This is a genomic window from Rhizobium sp. KNZ2-6A (assembly GCF_056755475.1).
Map to the genome: position 1 here is coordinate 1 of NZ_JBNDIC010000133.1, position 1,047 is coordinate 1,047.

The window sequence follows — 1,047 nt, forward strand, 5'->3', positions numbered from 1 at the left end:
CGTGGAGAAGCTAACCCAAGTGCATCACGCCCGTTTTGCAGGGTAGGGGATCACGCCTCATCGTGCAAATGCGCCATAAATACCTCGGTCGGTGTCCTGTATCCGAGGCATTTGCGCGGTTGGTCATTGATATGGCGCGTGAGGTGGAGAAGGTCGTGTTGTGACACAACTGCCAAGTCTGTGGTGCCTGGCAGGAAACGTCGAATGCGCTTGTTGGTGTTCTCGACGGTTCCTTTTTGCCAAGGCGCACTTGGGTCACAAAACCAGCTGCGCGCACCGATCCCTTCTTCCAAAGCCCTGAATCCGGCAAACTCGGTACCGCGATCAAACGTGAAGCTTTGACGCGCGGAGGCCGGCAGGGGAGAAAAAGCTCTGATGATCTTGTCCATGATCGGCCGAGAATGCCGGCTTGGATTCTTGATGAGAACGGTGTAGCGGCTCTTGCGCTCCACGAGGGACGTGACATTGGCATGGCCGAGTGGACGCTCAAAGATGAGGAGGTCGCCCTCCCAATGCCCAAACTGAGATCTATCTCCAATAAAATCAGGACGTTGGGATATGCGGTGCGAGGCTGGAAACGCACCGTCGCGCGGCTTCCTGGAGCGCAGTGGACGACGTTTGCGGCGGGCTTCCGGTAGATACTGATAAAGGCCTAGCCCATAATCTTCCTTGCTGTAGATGAAGCGGTAGATAGTCTCTTTACAGACGCGGACAAGGCTGTGTCCGTCCAACAACAGACGCCCGGCGATCTGCTCCGGAGACCAGCGTGCCTCCAGCTGGTTGATGATCTCCGTGCGTAAGCTCGGGTGCCGCCGCAGCTTTCTCAGCCGGCGTCGCCGTTCCTTAGAAATATCGTGAGCTACCGTGCTGTAGTAGCCGTCGTAGTCAGGCAGTTCGCGATCACGAAACGTATTGCGCTTGATCTCGCGGTAAATGGTCGAGCGGTGACGGCCAAGCTGACGGGCCATTTCGTTGACGGGAACTTTTGCCGCCACCAACTGATGTAGGCGTCGTCGGTCGGCGAGAGCAAGCTGCGTATAGCATCGG

General features: G+C 57.1%; 1 protein-coding gene. It reads right to left on the reverse strand.

Going from position 1 to position 1,047, the window contains the following annotated elements:
- Positions 1-50: 50 nt before the first annotated feature.
- The coding region (locus ACPYOP_RS32895) for an IS30 family transposase (RefSeq protein ID WP_481414378.1) at positions 51-1,047 on the reverse strand (997 nt) is incomplete at its 5' end.